This is a genomic window from Aeromonas rivipollensis (assembly GCF_037811135.1).
Taxonomy (GTDB): domain Bacteria; phylum Pseudomonadota; class Gammaproteobacteria; order Enterobacterales; family Aeromonadaceae; genus Aeromonas; species Aeromonas rivipollensis.
This window is the reverse complement of sequence record NZ_CP149130.1, coordinates 1,522,684-1,535,945: the sequence shown is the minus strand read 5'-3', so window position 1 is coordinate 1,535,945 and position 13,262 is coordinate 1,522,684. Positions and strand designations below refer to the sequence as shown.

The following is a 13,262-nucleotide window of genomic DNA, read 5'->3' as shown; positions in this document are numbered from 1 at the left end:
TATTACACGGCCAGGGAGAGCCTGGTCGACTCCACGGGCGCCCCGACACCGGACGCCAGATAAGGAATAACGTTGCGCACCAGCCCTTCCACATCGAGCTGCTGGCCAAAATCGGCCTGGGCGATGTCACGCAGGGCATCGGCGGAGGCCATGGTGAACACCACTGTGCCCAGGGTGAAGTGCAGGCGCCAGAAGAGATCCGCCGGTGACAGGGCCGGGTTGGCCTTGGAAATCGCCTGGGTGATCCCGTGCAGGGTCGCCCCGTAGTGGGTGGTGATGAAGCGGCGCAGGTGGCCCTGGCTGTCGATGTAGCCGCGCCCCAGCAATTGCATGAAGAGCGCCGGGCCGTTGGCCCGCACCGCCACCAGCTTCATCAGGGGGTCGACGAAACTTTCGAACACCTGCAGCAGGGTCAGCTGCTCTTGCGCCATCAGGGTCTGTAGGCGCGCATCCAGCGCTGGCATGAAGATACTCAGGTAGCGATCGAGCACCGCCTGGATCAGCTCCTTTTTGGAGCCGAAGTGGTAGTTGACCGAGGCCAGGTTCACATCGGCCTCGCTGGTGATCAGACGCAACGAGGTATCGGCGAATCCCCGCTCGGCAAACAGCACCTCGGCGGCGTCGAGAATACGGTTTTTGGTATCGATTTTACTCACTGGACACCTCACTTAAACGAATGTTTAAAAAGTACGTTTCATGCCCAGTCATGTCAAGAGAATGTGAACGGGTGTTGGCGAAATGTTTTCAATCAAAAAAGCGGGAACAAGATGGGAACTTAGCGGCCAGGCAGGACTCTATATCTATGCCACTGCAATTAAACATTAAGTCTCGCCCAACTTGCGTCATGCTAGTTGGGCATTTTTTTGTCCGGATGGCGGCGAGAATTGCGGGCGAAAAAAAACCGCCGCAGGGGCGACGGTGGGGAAAAGTGAGTCAAATCATCCAGTTTCGGCTCATCGATGAGAGTTCAGGCTTGCATCGATGGGGCTATGTTCGCAGACAAAGATGGTCAGACTTTGTCAGTCCTGGCGAAATTTGTGACAAAGTATGGCAATCCGCCACATGGCCCGACTCCGCCAATCTTGCTATGCTGGCGCCTCATGCCAGAGGGGAGAAAAGATGAAGTACCAGGTCGATACCCACACGCACACCGTCGCCAGCACCCACGCCTACAGCACCATTCACGATTACCTGCCCATTGCCAAGGCCAAGGGGATCAAGCTCTTTGCCACCACGGATCACGGTCCCGACATGGCCGATGCGCCCCACTTCTGGCATTTCGTCAACCTGCACGTCCTGCCGCGGGTGGTGGACGGGGTCGGCATACTGCGCGGCATCGAGGCCAACATCAAGAACATCGACGGCGAAATAGACTTCCCCGAGCGCTACGAGTCGCGCCTCGACATGATCATGGCCGGCTTCCATGAGCCCGTGTTCCCCCCCTGCGATCAGGCAACCCATACCCAGGCCATGATCAACGCCATCAAGAGCGGCCGGGTCGACATGATAAGCCACCCGGGCAACCCCGCCTTCCCCATCGACATCCAGGCCGTGGTCAGGGCCGCCGCCGAATACCGGGTGGCGCTGGAGATCAACAACTCCTCCTTCAGTCACTCCCGTCCGGGCAGTGAAGGCAACTGCCGCGCCATCGTCGAGGCGGCGAGGGATCTGGGTGCCTACCTCACCTTCGGCTCCGACTCCCACGTGGCCTTCAGCCTGGGGGACTTTGACCACTGCCACCGGCTGGTGACAGAGGTCGGCTTCCCCGAGGAGCTGATCCTGGCACGCTCTCCCCGCGCCCTGCTCGCGTTTCTCGAGAGCCGTGGCCGCGCCCACATTCCGGAATTCGTCGATCTCTGAGGTGTGCCCGTAACTCCATGAGCAGGCTCATAAAAACAGTCCAGGCTCATTGACTTGCCAGCACATTTTCGGGAATCTAGAGACAAGCCGGTGTAGCTCAGTTGGTAGAGCAGCGCATTCGTAATGCGAAGGTCGCAGGTTCGACTCCTGTTTCCGGCACCAGGTAAAACAAAGGGTTAGCTTCATTCAGACGCTAACCCTTTGTGCTTTTTGTGATGTGGGCCCCCGCCAGGGCTCTGATTGTCCCTGCGAGCGCCCAGCCCATTTCTTTCAAGTACCGGCAATGTCCGGCTCTTCCATTCTGCCCCTGACACGCCAGCCGGGAGGCTCAGCAGTCAAGGCGTGAGCCCCAGACGAATGGCCCCAAGATGGCGGCACCTGGCCGGGCTTTGGCCGCTCGGGTGCCTCTTACCGCACGGCATAGATCTGGTCGAACACCCCGCCCTCCTTGAAGTGGGTGCTCTGGATAACAGGCCACTCGCCAAAGGTCTTCACCACGTTGAGGAAGGTGGCATTCGGGAAGCGGTCGGCAAATTCGGCGAGGATAGCCGGGCTTCGCGGACGCAGGTAGTTGTTGGCGGCGATGCGCTGGCCTTCGTCAGACCACAGGTAGGTCAGGTAGGCCTCGGCCTCCTTGCGGGTGCCCTGCTTGTCGACCACCTTGTCGACCACGGCTACCGGGAGCTCGGCCACGGCGGTGACGCTCGGGTAGACCACCTCGAAGCTGCCACGACCGAACTCGCGGGCGATCATCTCGGCTTCGTTCTCGAAGGTGACCAGCACATCGCCTATGCGGTTCTGGATGAAGGTGGTGGTAGCCGCGCGGCCACCGGTGTCGAGCACGGGGACTTGCTTGAACAGCTTGCCGACAAACGCCCTGGCCGCCTGCTCGTCGCCCCCCTGCTCCAGTACATAGCCCCAGGCCGACAGGTAGGTGTAGCGGCCGTTCCCCGAGGTCTTGGGGTTGGGCACTATCACCTGCACCCCCTCCTTGAGCAGATCAGGCCAGTCCTTCAGCCCCTTGGGGTTGCCCTTGCGCACGATGAATACCGTGGCCGAGGTGAAGGGCGCACTGTTGTCCGGCAGGCGGGCCGCCCAATCCTTCGGGACCAGGCCGCCATGCTCGGCCAGGGCATTGATGTCGGTGGCCATGTTCATGGTGATGACATCGGCGGGCAGGCCGTCGATGACTGCCCGCGCCTGCTTGCTCGAGCCGCCGTGGGACATATTGATCTGCAGCGGCTCGCCGCCTTCCGCCTGCCAGTGTTTCTGGAAGGCGGCGTTGTAGTCCTTGTAGAAGTCACGCATCACGTCGTAGGAGGCGTTGAGCAGGGTGGCGGCCTGGGCCAGCGGGGCCAGGGCCAGTCCTGCGGCGAGCAGGGTGGCGGGCACGAGTCGTTTCATTGCACGTCCTTGGAATGAGAGTCGAGTGACCAACTATAAGATCCCCCCATTTATTCTTTGAAAGAATAATTAGTGCGTAGCTTATGCGATTAATAGCATCCCCTCGGCCGGACTCAGCGAACGAACCGGATGCTGGCTGCGAGCCGGTCGCCGGTTTTCTCTGGCCGGTGATGACGGTAAGGGCTGGTGCACATCCTAGAAGGCACTTGTGCAGGCTTGTTCCCGGTCTGGGCGGGTTTCTCCCCGCAACCAGGATGGGCCTTGCATGGTCAATCGCACCTAAAAAAACAGGGCGAACCAGATGGTTCGCCCTGTGGCTGTCACGCTGTCAGCGAGAGAGACTAGCCCTGCCCTTCGGAGGCTGCCAGGGCCTCCTTGGGTGCCTGCCAGCCGCCACCGACCGCCTTGTAGAGGGCAACCTGGTTGCTGAGCTGGGCCAGACGGGTGCTGATGAGCCCCTGTCTGGCGCTGAACAGGGAGCGCTGGGCATCGAGGCGGGTCAGGTAGCTGTCCACCCCCTGCTCGTAGCGGAACTCCGCCAGCTTGAAGTAGGTCTGGTTGGCATCCACCAGATCCTGCTGGGCCTGCAACTGCTGCTGGTAGTCCGCCTGGGCGCCGAGCGTATCCGCGACCTCCTTGAAGGCGGTCTGGATGCTCTTCTCGTAGCTCGCCACCGCCTGTTTGGTGCCGACCTCGGCCACGTCCAGATCCGCAATGCGCTTGCCACCGTCGAAGATGGGCAGGTTTATCTGGGGCATGAAGGTCCAGGTGCCGGTGCCACCGTCAAACAGCCCGCTCAGCTGGTTGCTGGCGGTACCCGCCGTCGCGGTCAACGAGATGGTCGGGAAGAAGGCGGCACGGGCCGCGCCGATATTGGCGTTGGCCGCCTTCAGGCTGTGCTCCGCCGCCAGTATGTCTGGCCGCTGTTGCAGCAGACTGGAGGGGGCCCCCACCGGGATCGGTGCCAGCTTCACCTCGGCCAGGGTCGCCGGTTGCCCTTCCAGCACCGGCACTTCTGTGCCGAGCAGCAGGGCCAGACCGTTTCTGTCCTGTTTCACCTGACGCTGGTATTGCGCCTGGCTGACCCTGGCGTTCTCGAGCGCGGTGCGCCCCTGCGCCAGCTCCATCTCGGAGGCCGCCCCCAGCCGGTACTTGTGCTGGGTCAGGGCATAGCTCTCCTGCTCGGTGGCCAGGGTCGCCTGGCTCAGCGCCAGCAGTTCCTGATCCGCCAGCAGGGTGAGGTAGGCATTCGCCACCGAGGCGATCAGCGCTATCTGGGTACTGCGCTGGGTCTCGATTTGCGCCAGGTAGTTCTCCAGGGCCTGATCTTTCAGGCTCTGGATCCGGCCAAACAGGTCCAGCTCATAGGCGGTGATGCCGATGTCGGCGCCGTACTGGCTGCTGATGCCCCCCTGCCCCGTGCTGCTGAGATCGTCGGATCCCTGCTGACGGGTGCCGGAACCGCTGGCGGCCAGGGTCGGCAACTGTGCCGCCCGCTGGATCCGGTATCTGGCCTCATAGGCCTCGACGTTGAGGGCTGCGAGCCGCAGATCCCGGTTGTTCTCAAGGGCAGTGTCGATCAGCTTTTGCAGCGCCGGATCGAGGAACTGTTGCTGCCAGGGCGCCAGCGCCCCCTGGGTGGCGAGGTTCTCTTGCCAGGAGGCGCCTTGCGGCAGCTCGGGGCGTTGGTAATCGGGGGCCATGGAGCAGGCCCCCAGCAGCAGCGTCACACTCAGGGCGACCAGGGTCTTAGTCATGTTGGGTCTCCTTGGTCAGCGCGGCGCGCTCCTCGGCTGAACTCTGCTTGGTGAAGTAACGCATCACCAGCACGAAGAAGAGCGGCACGAAGAAGATGGCGAGCACTGTGGCCGTGATCATCCCCCCCATGACGCCGGTGCCGATGGCGTTGCGGCTGCTGGCGCCGGCACCAGTGCTTATCACCAGCGGCAAGACACCGAGGATGAAGGCGAGCGAGGTCATCAGGATCGGACGCAGACGCTGGCGGGAGGCTTCCACCACCGCATCGCCGAGCTTCATCCCCTTGTCATGGAGCTCCTTGGCGAACTCCACGATGAGGATGGCGTTCTTGGCCGAGAGCCCGATAGTAGTGAGCAGGCCCACCTGGAAATAGACGTCGTTCTCCAGGCCACGCAGGGTAGCCGCCAGTATGGCGCCCAGCACCCCGAGCGGCACCACCAACATGACAGAGAAGGGGATGCTCCAGCTCTCGTACAGCGCAGCCAGACAGAGGAAGACCACCAGCAGCGAGATGGCGTAGAGCGCCGGCGCCTGGGAGCCTGCCTGACGCTCCTGGAAGGAGAGACCGGTCCACTCGATGCCGATGCCTTCCGGCAGCTGTTTCACCATCTGTTCGATGGCCGCCATGGCGTCACCGGTACTCTTGCCGGGCGCCGCTTCACCGACTATCTCCATGGCGGAGACGCCGTTGTAGCGCTCAAGACGGGGCGAGCCGAAGCTCCACTCGGTGCTGGCGAAGGCGGAGAAGGGCACCATCTGGCCCGCGCTGTTGCGCACGTACCAGAGCTTGAGATCCTCCGGGTTCATCCGGAAAGGTGCGTCAGCCTGCAAGTAGACCTTCTTGACCCGGCCTCTGTCGACGAAGTCGTTCACATAGGAGGAGCCCCAGGCCGCCGACAACGTGTTGTTGATGTCGCTGATGGAGAGCCCCTGGGCCAGCGCCTTCTCGTAATCGATCTTGATGTCGAGCTGGGGGGTGTCTTCCATCCCGTTCGGGCGCACCCGCACCAGGTTGGGATCCTGCGCCGCCATGCCGAGCAGCTGGTTACGGGCCTGCATCAGTTTCTCGTGCCCCAGACCACCGCGGTCCTGCAGGAAGAAGTCGAAGCCGGTGGCCGTGCCGAGTTCCGGGATGGGAGGCAGGTTGAAGGCGAACACCTGCGCCTCCTTGATGCTGAACAGATAGCCCATGGCGCGGCCTATGATGGCGTTGGCACTGCGCTCCTCCCCTTGACGCTCGCTCCAGTCCTTCAACTTGATGAAGGCCATGCCGCTGTTCTGGCCGCTACCGGCGAAGCTGAAGCCCGCCACCGTCAGCACCGAATCGACGTTGTCCTTCTCGTTCTCGAGGAAGTAGTCGCGCATGTCGGCCAGCACCACCTCGGTACGCTCCTTGGTGGCCCCCACCGGCAGTTGCACCATGGACATGATGACCCCCTGATCCTCTTCCGGCAGGAAGGAGGTGGGCAGGCGCATGAAGAGCACCGCCAGCACCGCCAGCATGGCCAGGTAGATGATGCTGTAACGGGTCCCCTGCTTGATCACCTTGCGCACGCCGTTCTGGTAACGGTTGGCATTGGTGTCGAAGAAGCGGTTGAACCAGCCGAAGAAGCCGCGCTGGGCGCCGAACTCCCCGTGTTTCATGGGTTTGAGCAGGGTGGCGCAGAGTGCCGGGGTCAGGATCAGGGCCACCAGCACCGAGAGCACCATGGCCGAGACGATGGTGAGGGAGAACTGGCGATAGATGGCGCCGGTCGAGCCGCCGAAGAAGGCCATGGGCACGAACACGGCAGACAGCACCAGGGCGATGCCCACCAGGGCGCCGGTGATCTGGGTCATGGACTTGCGGGTCGCTTCAAGCGGGGAGAGCCCCTCCTCGCTCATCAGCCGCTCCACGTTCTCCACCACTACGATGGCGTCATCCACCAGCAGGCCGATGGCGAGCACCAGACCGAACATGGTCAGGGTGTTGATGGAGAAGCCGAAGGCCGCCATGACGCCGAAGGTACCGAGCAGCACCACGGGCACCGCTATGGTCGGGATCAGGGTCGCCCGGAAGTTCTGCAGGAACAGATACATGACGCAGAACACCAGGAAGATCGCCTCGATCAGCGTCTGCACCACCTCCTCGATGGAGATCTTCACGAAGGGCGTGGTGTCGTAGGGGTAGACGATCTCCATGTTGGCCGGGAAGTAGTCGGAGAGCTCACCCAGCTTGGTCCGGACATGCTCGGCGGTGTCCAGGGCGTTGGCACCGGTTGCCAGCTTGATGGCTACCGCCGCCGTGGCCTGGCCGTTGTAGAGCGCGGAGGCATCGTAGCTTTCGCCGGCGAGCTCGACCCGGGCCACATCCTTGAGCAGCACCTTGGAGCCATCCTGGTTCACCCGCAGCAGAATGTTGTTGAACTCCTCCACGGTGGAGAGACGGGTCTGGCCCATGATGGTGGCGGTGAATTGCTGATCGCTCACCGCAGGGGTGCCCCCCAGCTTGCCGAAGGCAACCTGGGCGTTCTGGGCCTTGATGGCGGCCTGCACGTCTCCCGGGGTCATCTGCACCCGATTGAGCTTGTGGGGATCCAGCCAGACACGCATGGAGTACTGGCTGCCGAACAAGGTGATGTCACCCACGCCGTCCAGACGGCTCAGGGGCTCCTTGATGTTGGCCACCACGTAATCCGCCAGGTCATCGTTGGTCATGGACCCGTCGGTGGAGATGAAGGCGGCCACCATCAGGAAGCTGCTGGAGGTCTTCTGGACCCGCACGCCCTGTTGCTGCACCTCTTGGGGCAGGAGCGACATGGCCTGTTGCAGCTTGTTCTGTACCTGCACCTGGGCGATGTCGGGATCCGTGCCCGGCTTGAAGGTGAGGGTCACGCTGACGTTGCCGGACGAATCGGACTGGGCAGACATGTAGAGCAGGTGATCCAGCCCCGTCATGTTCTGCTCGATGATCTGGGTCACCGAGTCTTCCACCGTCTTGGCGGAGGCGCCCGGGTAACTGGCGGAGATGCCAACCGCCGGCGGCGCTATGGTGGGGTACTGGGCGACCGGCAGGCCTATGATGGCCATGGCCCCGGCCAGCATGATCACCAGGGCAATCACCCAGGCGAAAATGGGTCTGTCTATGAAAAATCGTGCCATGAGGCGACTACTCCATCCTACTGCTTGGTGACCGGGGTCTGATCGGCTTGTGCTGTCGTGGTGTTGCTGGCGCGCTCAGCGGGCGCCACCAGGGCACCGGGTTTGACCTTCTGCAGGCCGGCCACTATCACCTTCTCGCCAGCCTTGAGGCCGGACTCCACCACCCAGCTGTCGCCAACCACGCGGCTGAGCTGCACTTCCCGCAGCTCGACCTTGTTGTCCGCGGTCACCACCATGACGGTGGCCCCGCCTTTGGGCGTGCGGGTCACGGCGGTCTGCGGCACCAGCAAGCCTTGCGGGCGCTCGCCCTCTTGCAGGGTGGCGCGCATGAACATGCCGGGCAGTAGCAGATCATGGGGATTCGGGACCAGGACCCGCAGGGTCACCATGCCGGTGGTCTCGTCCACTGTCACGTCGGAGAACTGCAATGAGCCCTCTTCGCTGTAGCTGCTGCCATCTTCCAGCTGGAAGCGCACCTTGGCGCCCTTGCTCTCGTCCTGAACGAGCTTGCCGGCGGCAACCTGGCGCTTGAGGCGCAGCAGATCGGCGGTGGACTGACGCACGTCTACATACATGGGATCGAGCTGTTGGATGGAGGTGAGGCTGTCCGCCTGCTGGGCGGTGACCAGAGCCCCCTCGGTCACCGCAGACTTGCCGATGCGGCCGCTGATGGGGGCGGTGATCTTGGTATAGGCCAGGTTGATGTTGGCGCTCTGCAGGGCGGCCTTGGCGGCCCCGATCTCGGCAACCTGCTGCTTCCAGGCCGCGTCGGCGTCGTCATACTCCTGACGGCTGATGGCTTTCACCTTCACCAGCTCGGCATAACGCTGGGCCTTGAGGCGGGCGCTCTGCTCGTTGGCCTGCGCCTTGGCCAGATTCGCCTTGGCGCTGGCGACGGCGGCCTGATAGACGGCGGGATCGATCTGGTACAGCAGCTGGCCGGCCTTGACGTCGCTGCCTTCGGTGAACAGGCGCTTGAGGATGATGCCATTCACCTGGGGACGCACCTCGGCCACCCGCAGGGGGGCGGTGCGGCCGGTGAGCTCTGACATCAGTTGCAGCGGCGCGGCATGGAGAGTGACCACGTCCACGGCGGCAGGCGGCATCTCTCCCGCCCCTTGCCCGGCCTCGCCCTTGTCGCCACAACCAGCCAGCAGGCCGCTTGCCAACAAGGCAAGGCCCACCGAACGTGCGAGAATGTGTTTATGCATGGAGTTTCTGAGCCTCTGTTTCAAACAAAAAAAACCACAAAACCACAGGGTTTATAGGGCCCCTGTTGGTAAAACTGCGAAGATGAGGCAATATACATACATTCATAAATGTATGTAAGTAACTTTTTCCCCTTTTAACAGGTACGGATCCGATGGCCAGAAGAACCAAAGAAGAAGCGCAGCAGACCCGCTGCCACATCATGAGCACGGCCCTGAATCTGTTCTGCCAACAGGGATTGGCGAAGACCAACCTGACCGACATCGCCAAGGCGGCAGACCTGACCCGAGGCGCCATCTATTGGCACTTCAAGAACAAGGAGGAGCTGTTCGTCACCCTGTGGGAGGAGCTGTGCGCCCCCCTTTCCCACCAGCTAGATGCCTGTGTGGATGAGCAGGAGCCGGATCCCCTCGGCAAGCTGCGCCTCTTCCTCAAGGAGGTGATGCACAAGATCAGCACCGAGCCCGCCCACCAGCAGATGTTCACCATCATGTTCAATCTGGAGTCGCTGGAAGGAGAGGCCATCTCCCTGCGGGATCACATGCGCGTGCAATCGTTCAACTTCTTCCGGGATCTGGAGATCACCCTGGGCAACGCCGTGCGCCTCGGCCACCTGCCCCAGACCCTGGATCTGCGCCGTGCCGCCACACTGCTGCACTGCACCCTGGACGGCTACATCATCAACTGGCTGCACTTCCCGGAGCGCATCAACCTGATTCAGGAGGCCGACTTCCTGCTCGACACCCTGCTCGGCCTGCTCGCCAACCCCTCTCCCTCGCTCTTGCGCCGCCCCTGACAGCGCTGATGCCACGCAGGGCCGGGGAGGATCCTCAGCAGATCTGAACAGAGCGGGGCAAATTTGCTAGAGTAGCCGCCCACCTTAGAGACGAGCCCTATGCCACTGCCACAGTCACCCGCCCAAGGCACCCGAAACGCTGCCCTTCAGGCGCCGCGCCCCGCCCTCATCGGCCAGGCCCACGCCCCCTTCCTGGCTCGCTTGCAGCCGGGCGCACACCTGCTGGAAGCGGGCTGCGGCGCGGGGGAGGATCTGCACCATTTTCGGGAACTGGGGTTCATGGTCACCGCCTTCGATGCCAGCCTGAGCCAGGCCAGCGCCGCCTCGCGCCTGTGCGGCCAGCCGGTGCGGGTCTGCCGCTTCGAGCAGATGCACAACGTGCTGCCCTATGACGGCATCTGGGCCAGCGGCTCGCTGCCCTGCCTGACAGAGGATGAGCTTGCCCCCGTCCTGATGCACCTCGCCGGCCTGCTCAAACCCCAGGGGCCCCTCTACTGCTCCTTCCCCTATGGCGAGAGTGAACCCGCCAGCCCCTTGCTCCCCTCACAGGAGGAATACCCGCTGCTGACCCGGCTCGATGAGGCCCGGTTGACGCAATTGATCGCCCCCCTGCCGTTTGAGCTGCACCAGAGCTGGTGCAGCCAGGATGCCGTGCACGGCCGCTGGCTCCATGCCCTGCTGATCCGCGACCCCAACACCGCCACAATTAATCAATATCGCGGCCGTCGATCCAGACAGGGTGCCCGACGTGATTCAGCATCCAGATAACAATATTTAACTCTGAGTTAACCAGTTGATGGCAGACAAGATGCGGCATTTGTGTTAAAAAGCGGCATTAAAATCAAGATTAAATAACAAAACAGACACCAACACCTGGATTCCCCCATGAAACTCGTCCTCAATCTGATTGCCGGCATCCTCGCCGGTCTCCTGCTCGGCCTCTACGCCCCGGAATGGGTCGCACGGGTGCTGTTCACGGCCAAGACAGTGATAGGTCAGCTGATCACCTTCACCATTCCGCTCATCATCCTGTTCTTCATCATGAGCGGCATCGCCAGCCTGCCGAAGAACTCCGGCAAGCTGCTGGGCAAGACGGTGGCCCTCTCCTACTGCTCCACCATACTGGCTGGCCTGTTCGCCTTCACGGTGGCGAGCCAGCTGATCCCGCAGCTGACCACGGCCGCCGAGCCCACGGCGCAAGCCGCCGTCAAGCTCGCCTCCTACGTCAATCTGGAGATACCGCCGCTGTTCGGGGTGATGTCGGCCCTGGCCGCCGCCTTCGTGTTCGGCATCGGCATCAGCGCCACCCAGGCCACCGACCTGCGCCGGGTCGCCGATCAGGGCCGTGACATCATCGACCGTCTGCTGGCTCGCGTGATTATCCCGCTGCTGCCCTTCTACATCGCCGGCGTCTTCGTCGAGATGACGGTGGAAGGCACCGTCTTCGCCACCCTCAAGACCTTCGGCGTGGTGCTGGTGATGGCCATCGTCATGCACTGGCTCTGGCTCTCCGTGCTCTTCATCGGCACCGGGCTGGCGCTGGGCCGCTCCCCCGCCATGCTCATCAAGAACATGCTGCCCGCCTACTTCACCGCCCTTGGCACCATGTCCAGCGCCGCCACCATCCCGGTGGCCCTGCAGGCCAGCAAGAACAACGGCGTGAGCGACGGCATCGCCAACTTCACCGTGCCCCTGTGCGCCACCATTCACCTCTGTGGCTCCACCATCACGCTGGTGACCTGCGCCACCGCTGTGATGTTCCTCTCCGAGCACCTGGCCATCCCGGGCTATGGCACCATGCTGCCCTTCATCATGATGCTCGGCGTCATCATGATTGCGGCGCCGGGCGCCCCCGGCGGCGGCGTCATGTCGGCGCTGGGCCTGCTCACCTCCATGCTGGGCTTCGGTGAAGCCTCCATCGCCCTGATGATCGCCCTCTACCTGGCCCAGGACAGCTTCGGCACCGCCTGCAACGTCACGGGTGACGGCGTCATCGCCCTCTGGGCCGATCGCTTCGCCCAGGGCGAAGAGACCCTGGCTGCCCCGGAGCGTGACGCCGCCTGAGGGCCTGCGCCGCAATAAAAAACGGGAGCCATCGGCTCCCGTTTTTGTTGATGCACCGTGATGAAGGCAGGTTCAGCCCCGGCGGCGGATCACCCCTTCCTGCATGGTGCTGGCTACCAGCACGCCGTCACGGGTGAAGAACTGGCCGCGCACCAGGCCACGGCCGCCGCTGGCACTCGGGCTGTCCACCACGTAGAGCAGCCAGTCATCCAGCCGGAACTCCCGGTGGAACCACATGGAGTGATCGATGGTTGCCACCTGCATGTCCGGCTCCCAGTACGACACCCCGTGGGGCTGCAGGGCGGCAAACAGGAAGTGGAAGTCGGAGGCATAGGCCAGCAGGTAGTTATGCACCCGCTGATCGTCCGGCACCGGGCCGTTGGCCTTGAACCAGGTGTAGCGCAGGGGTTCGTGCACGTCCGGGCGAATGGGGTCGACCAGGGTCACGGGGCGGATCTCGAGCGGCTTCTCGCACAGGATCTTGTCCCTCAGGGCGGCCGGGATCATCTGCTCGTAGGGGCGCACCAGCTCCAGCTCGCTCTTGAGCTGCTCGGGGGGCGTGATGCCGGCGGGCATCTGGGCCTGATGCTCGAAACCTTCGGCCTCTACCTGGAAGGAGGCATTGAGGTAGAAGATGGGCTTGCCGCCCTGGATAGCCTTGACCCGACGGGTGGAGACGGTCTGACCGTCGCGGATGTTCTCCACGTCATAGACGATGGGCTTGTTGGCATCGCCCGGACGCAGGAAGTAGGAGTGGAAGCTGTGGACCTGGCGATCCACGGCCACCGTCTGCTTGGCGGCTGACAAGGCCTGCCCCATTACCTGCCCGCCAAACACGGATCGCAACCCGAGATCCTGGCTCTGGCCCCGAAACAGGCCCTCCTCGATCTTCTCCAGCGCCAGCAGTGCCAGCAGCTCATCCAGTACCTTGCTCATTCTTATCTCCTGTATTCAGTGCGGGAAAGGCTAACAAGCCCGCCCCGCCAGGGCAACCTTGCTGACGCTCATTCTCCCGCAGCCACCCTTTTCC

The 13,262-nt window shown here is 62.9% G+C and carries 10 protein-coding genes and 1 tRNA gene; 5 read left to right on the top strand and 6 right to left on the bottom strand.

Annotated features, from left to right (window positions below):
- Positions 1-2: 2 nt before the first annotated feature.
- Positions 3-656, bottom strand: coding sequence for a TetR/AcrR family transcriptional regulator (locus WIR04_RS07040; protein ID WP_307764334.1), 654 nt, complete (start codon positions 654-656; stop codon positions 3-5).
- Positions 657-1,119: 463 nt separating this feature from the next.
- Here WIR04_RS07040 and WIR04_RS07035 point away from each other — a divergent pair, with 463 nt between their 5' ends.
- A complete protein-coding gene (locus WIR04_RS07035) occupies positions 1,120-1,860 on the top strand; it encodes a phosphatase (RefSeq protein WP_338891521.1) in 741 nt (246 codons plus the stop codon).
- An 86-nt stretch (positions 1,861-1,946) separates the two neighbouring features.
- Positions 1,947-2,022, top strand: a tRNA-Thr gene (locus WIR04_RS07030).
- A 246-nt stretch (positions 2,023-2,268) separates the two neighbouring features.
- On the opposite strand, the gene WIR04_RS07025 is transcribed toward WIR04_RS07030, so the two are convergent.
- The 4 genes from WIR04_RS07025 to WIR04_RS07010 all read right to left on the bottom strand — a co-directional run bounded on the left by WIR04_RS07025 (position 2,269) and on the right by WIR04_RS07010 (position 9,374).
- A complete protein-coding gene (locus tag WIR04_RS07025) occupies positions 2,269-3,264 on the bottom strand; it encodes a sulfate ABC transporter substrate-binding protein (protein ID WP_338891519.1) in 996 nt (331 codons plus the stop codon).
- Positions 3,265-3,605: 341 nt separating this feature from the next.
- A complete protein-coding gene (locus tag WIR04_RS07020) occupies positions 3,606-5,021 on the bottom strand; it encodes an efflux transporter outer membrane subunit (protein ID WP_307764331.1) in 1,416 nt (471 codons plus the stop codon).
- Positions 5,014-8,163: an efflux RND transporter permease subunit gene (locus WIR04_RS07015; RefSeq protein ID WP_216987184.1), complete on the bottom strand. Its 3,150-nt coding sequence runs from the start codon at positions 8,161-8,163 to the stop codon at positions 5,014-5,016. Before WIR04_RS07015 ends, WIR04_RS07020 begins: the two co-directional genes overlap by 8 nt.
- Before the next feature lie 17 nt (positions 8,164-8,180).
- Positions 8,181-9,374 (bottom strand): efflux RND transporter periplasmic adaptor subunit, encoded by a 1,194-nt coding sequence (locus tag WIR04_RS07010; protein WP_338891515.1) that lies wholly within the window; start codon positions 9,372-9,374, stop codon positions 8,181-8,183.
- Positions 9,375-9,526: 152 nt separating this feature from the next.
- Here WIR04_RS07010 and WIR04_RS07005 point away from each other — a divergent pair, with 152 nt between their 5' ends.
- The 3 genes from WIR04_RS07005 to WIR04_RS06995 all read left to right on the top strand — a co-directional run bounded on the left by WIR04_RS07005 (position 9,527) and on the right by WIR04_RS06995 (position 12,232).
- Positions 9,527-10,168, top strand: coding sequence for a TetR family transcriptional regulator (locus WIR04_RS07005; RefSeq protein ID WP_025327611.1), 642 nt, complete (start codon positions 9,527-9,529; stop codon positions 10,166-10,168).
- 99 nt (positions 10,169-10,267) lie between these two features.
- Positions 10,268-10,936 (top strand): class I SAM-dependent methyltransferase, encoded by a 669-nt coding sequence (locus WIR04_RS07000; protein ID WP_338891513.1) that lies wholly within the window; start codon positions 10,268-10,270, stop codon positions 10,934-10,936.
- A gap of 117 nt (positions 10,937-11,053) precedes the next feature.
- Positions 11,054-12,232 (top strand): dicarboxylate/amino acid:cation symporter, encoded by a 1,179-nt coding sequence (locus tag WIR04_RS06995; protein ID WP_338891511.1) that lies wholly within the window; start codon positions 11,054-11,056, stop codon positions 12,230-12,232.
- 72 nt (positions 12,233-12,304) lie between these two features.
- On the opposite strand, the gene tesB is transcribed toward WIR04_RS06995, so the two are convergent.
- Positions 12,305-13,168, bottom strand: a complete 864-nt coding sequence (tesB, locus tag WIR04_RS06990) for an acyl-CoA thioesterase II (protein ID WP_025327614.1) — start codon at positions 13,166-13,168, stop codon at positions 12,305-12,307.
- Positions 13,169-13,262: the final 94 nt, after the last annotated feature.

What these genes read in the sequence shown, in the direction of transcription:
- tesB (WP_025327614.1), bottom strand. Translation starts at nt 13,168, where the DNA reads ATGAGCAAGGTACTGGATGAGCTGCTGGCACTGCTGGCGCTGGAGAAG.
- WIR04_RS07035 (WP_338891521.1), top strand. Translation starts at nt 1,120, where the DNA reads ATGAAGTACCAGGTCGATACCCACACGCACACCGTCGCCAGCACCCAC.
- WIR04_RS06995 (WP_338891511.1), top strand. Translation starts at nt 11,054, where the DNA reads ATGAAACTCGTCCTCAATCTGATTGCCGGCATCCTCGCCGGTCTCCTG.
- WIR04_RS07020 (WP_307764331.1), bottom strand. Translation starts at nt 5,021, where the DNA reads ATGACTAAGACCCTGGTCGCCCTGAGTGTGACGCTGCTGCTGGGGGCC.
- WIR04_RS07005 (WP_025327611.1), top strand. Translation starts at nt 9,527, where the DNA reads ATGGCCAGAAGAACCAAAGAAGAAGCGCAGCAGACCCGCTGCCACATC.
- WIR04_RS07000 (WP_338891513.1), top strand. Translation starts at nt 10,268, where the DNA reads ATGCCACTGCCACAGTCACCCGCCCAAGGCACCCGAAACGCTGCCCTT.
- WIR04_RS07010 (WP_338891515.1), bottom strand. Translation starts at nt 9,374, where the DNA reads ATGCATAAACACATTCTCGCACGTTCGGTGGGCCTTGCCTTGTTGGCA.
- WIR04_RS07025 (WP_338891519.1), bottom strand. Translation starts at nt 3,264, where the DNA reads ATGAAACGACTCGTGCCCGCCACCCTGCTCGCCGCAGGACTGGCCCTG.
- WIR04_RS07015 (WP_216987184.1), bottom strand. Translation starts at nt 8,163, where the DNA reads ATGGCACGATTTTTCATAGACAGACCCATTTTCGCCTGGGTGATTGCC.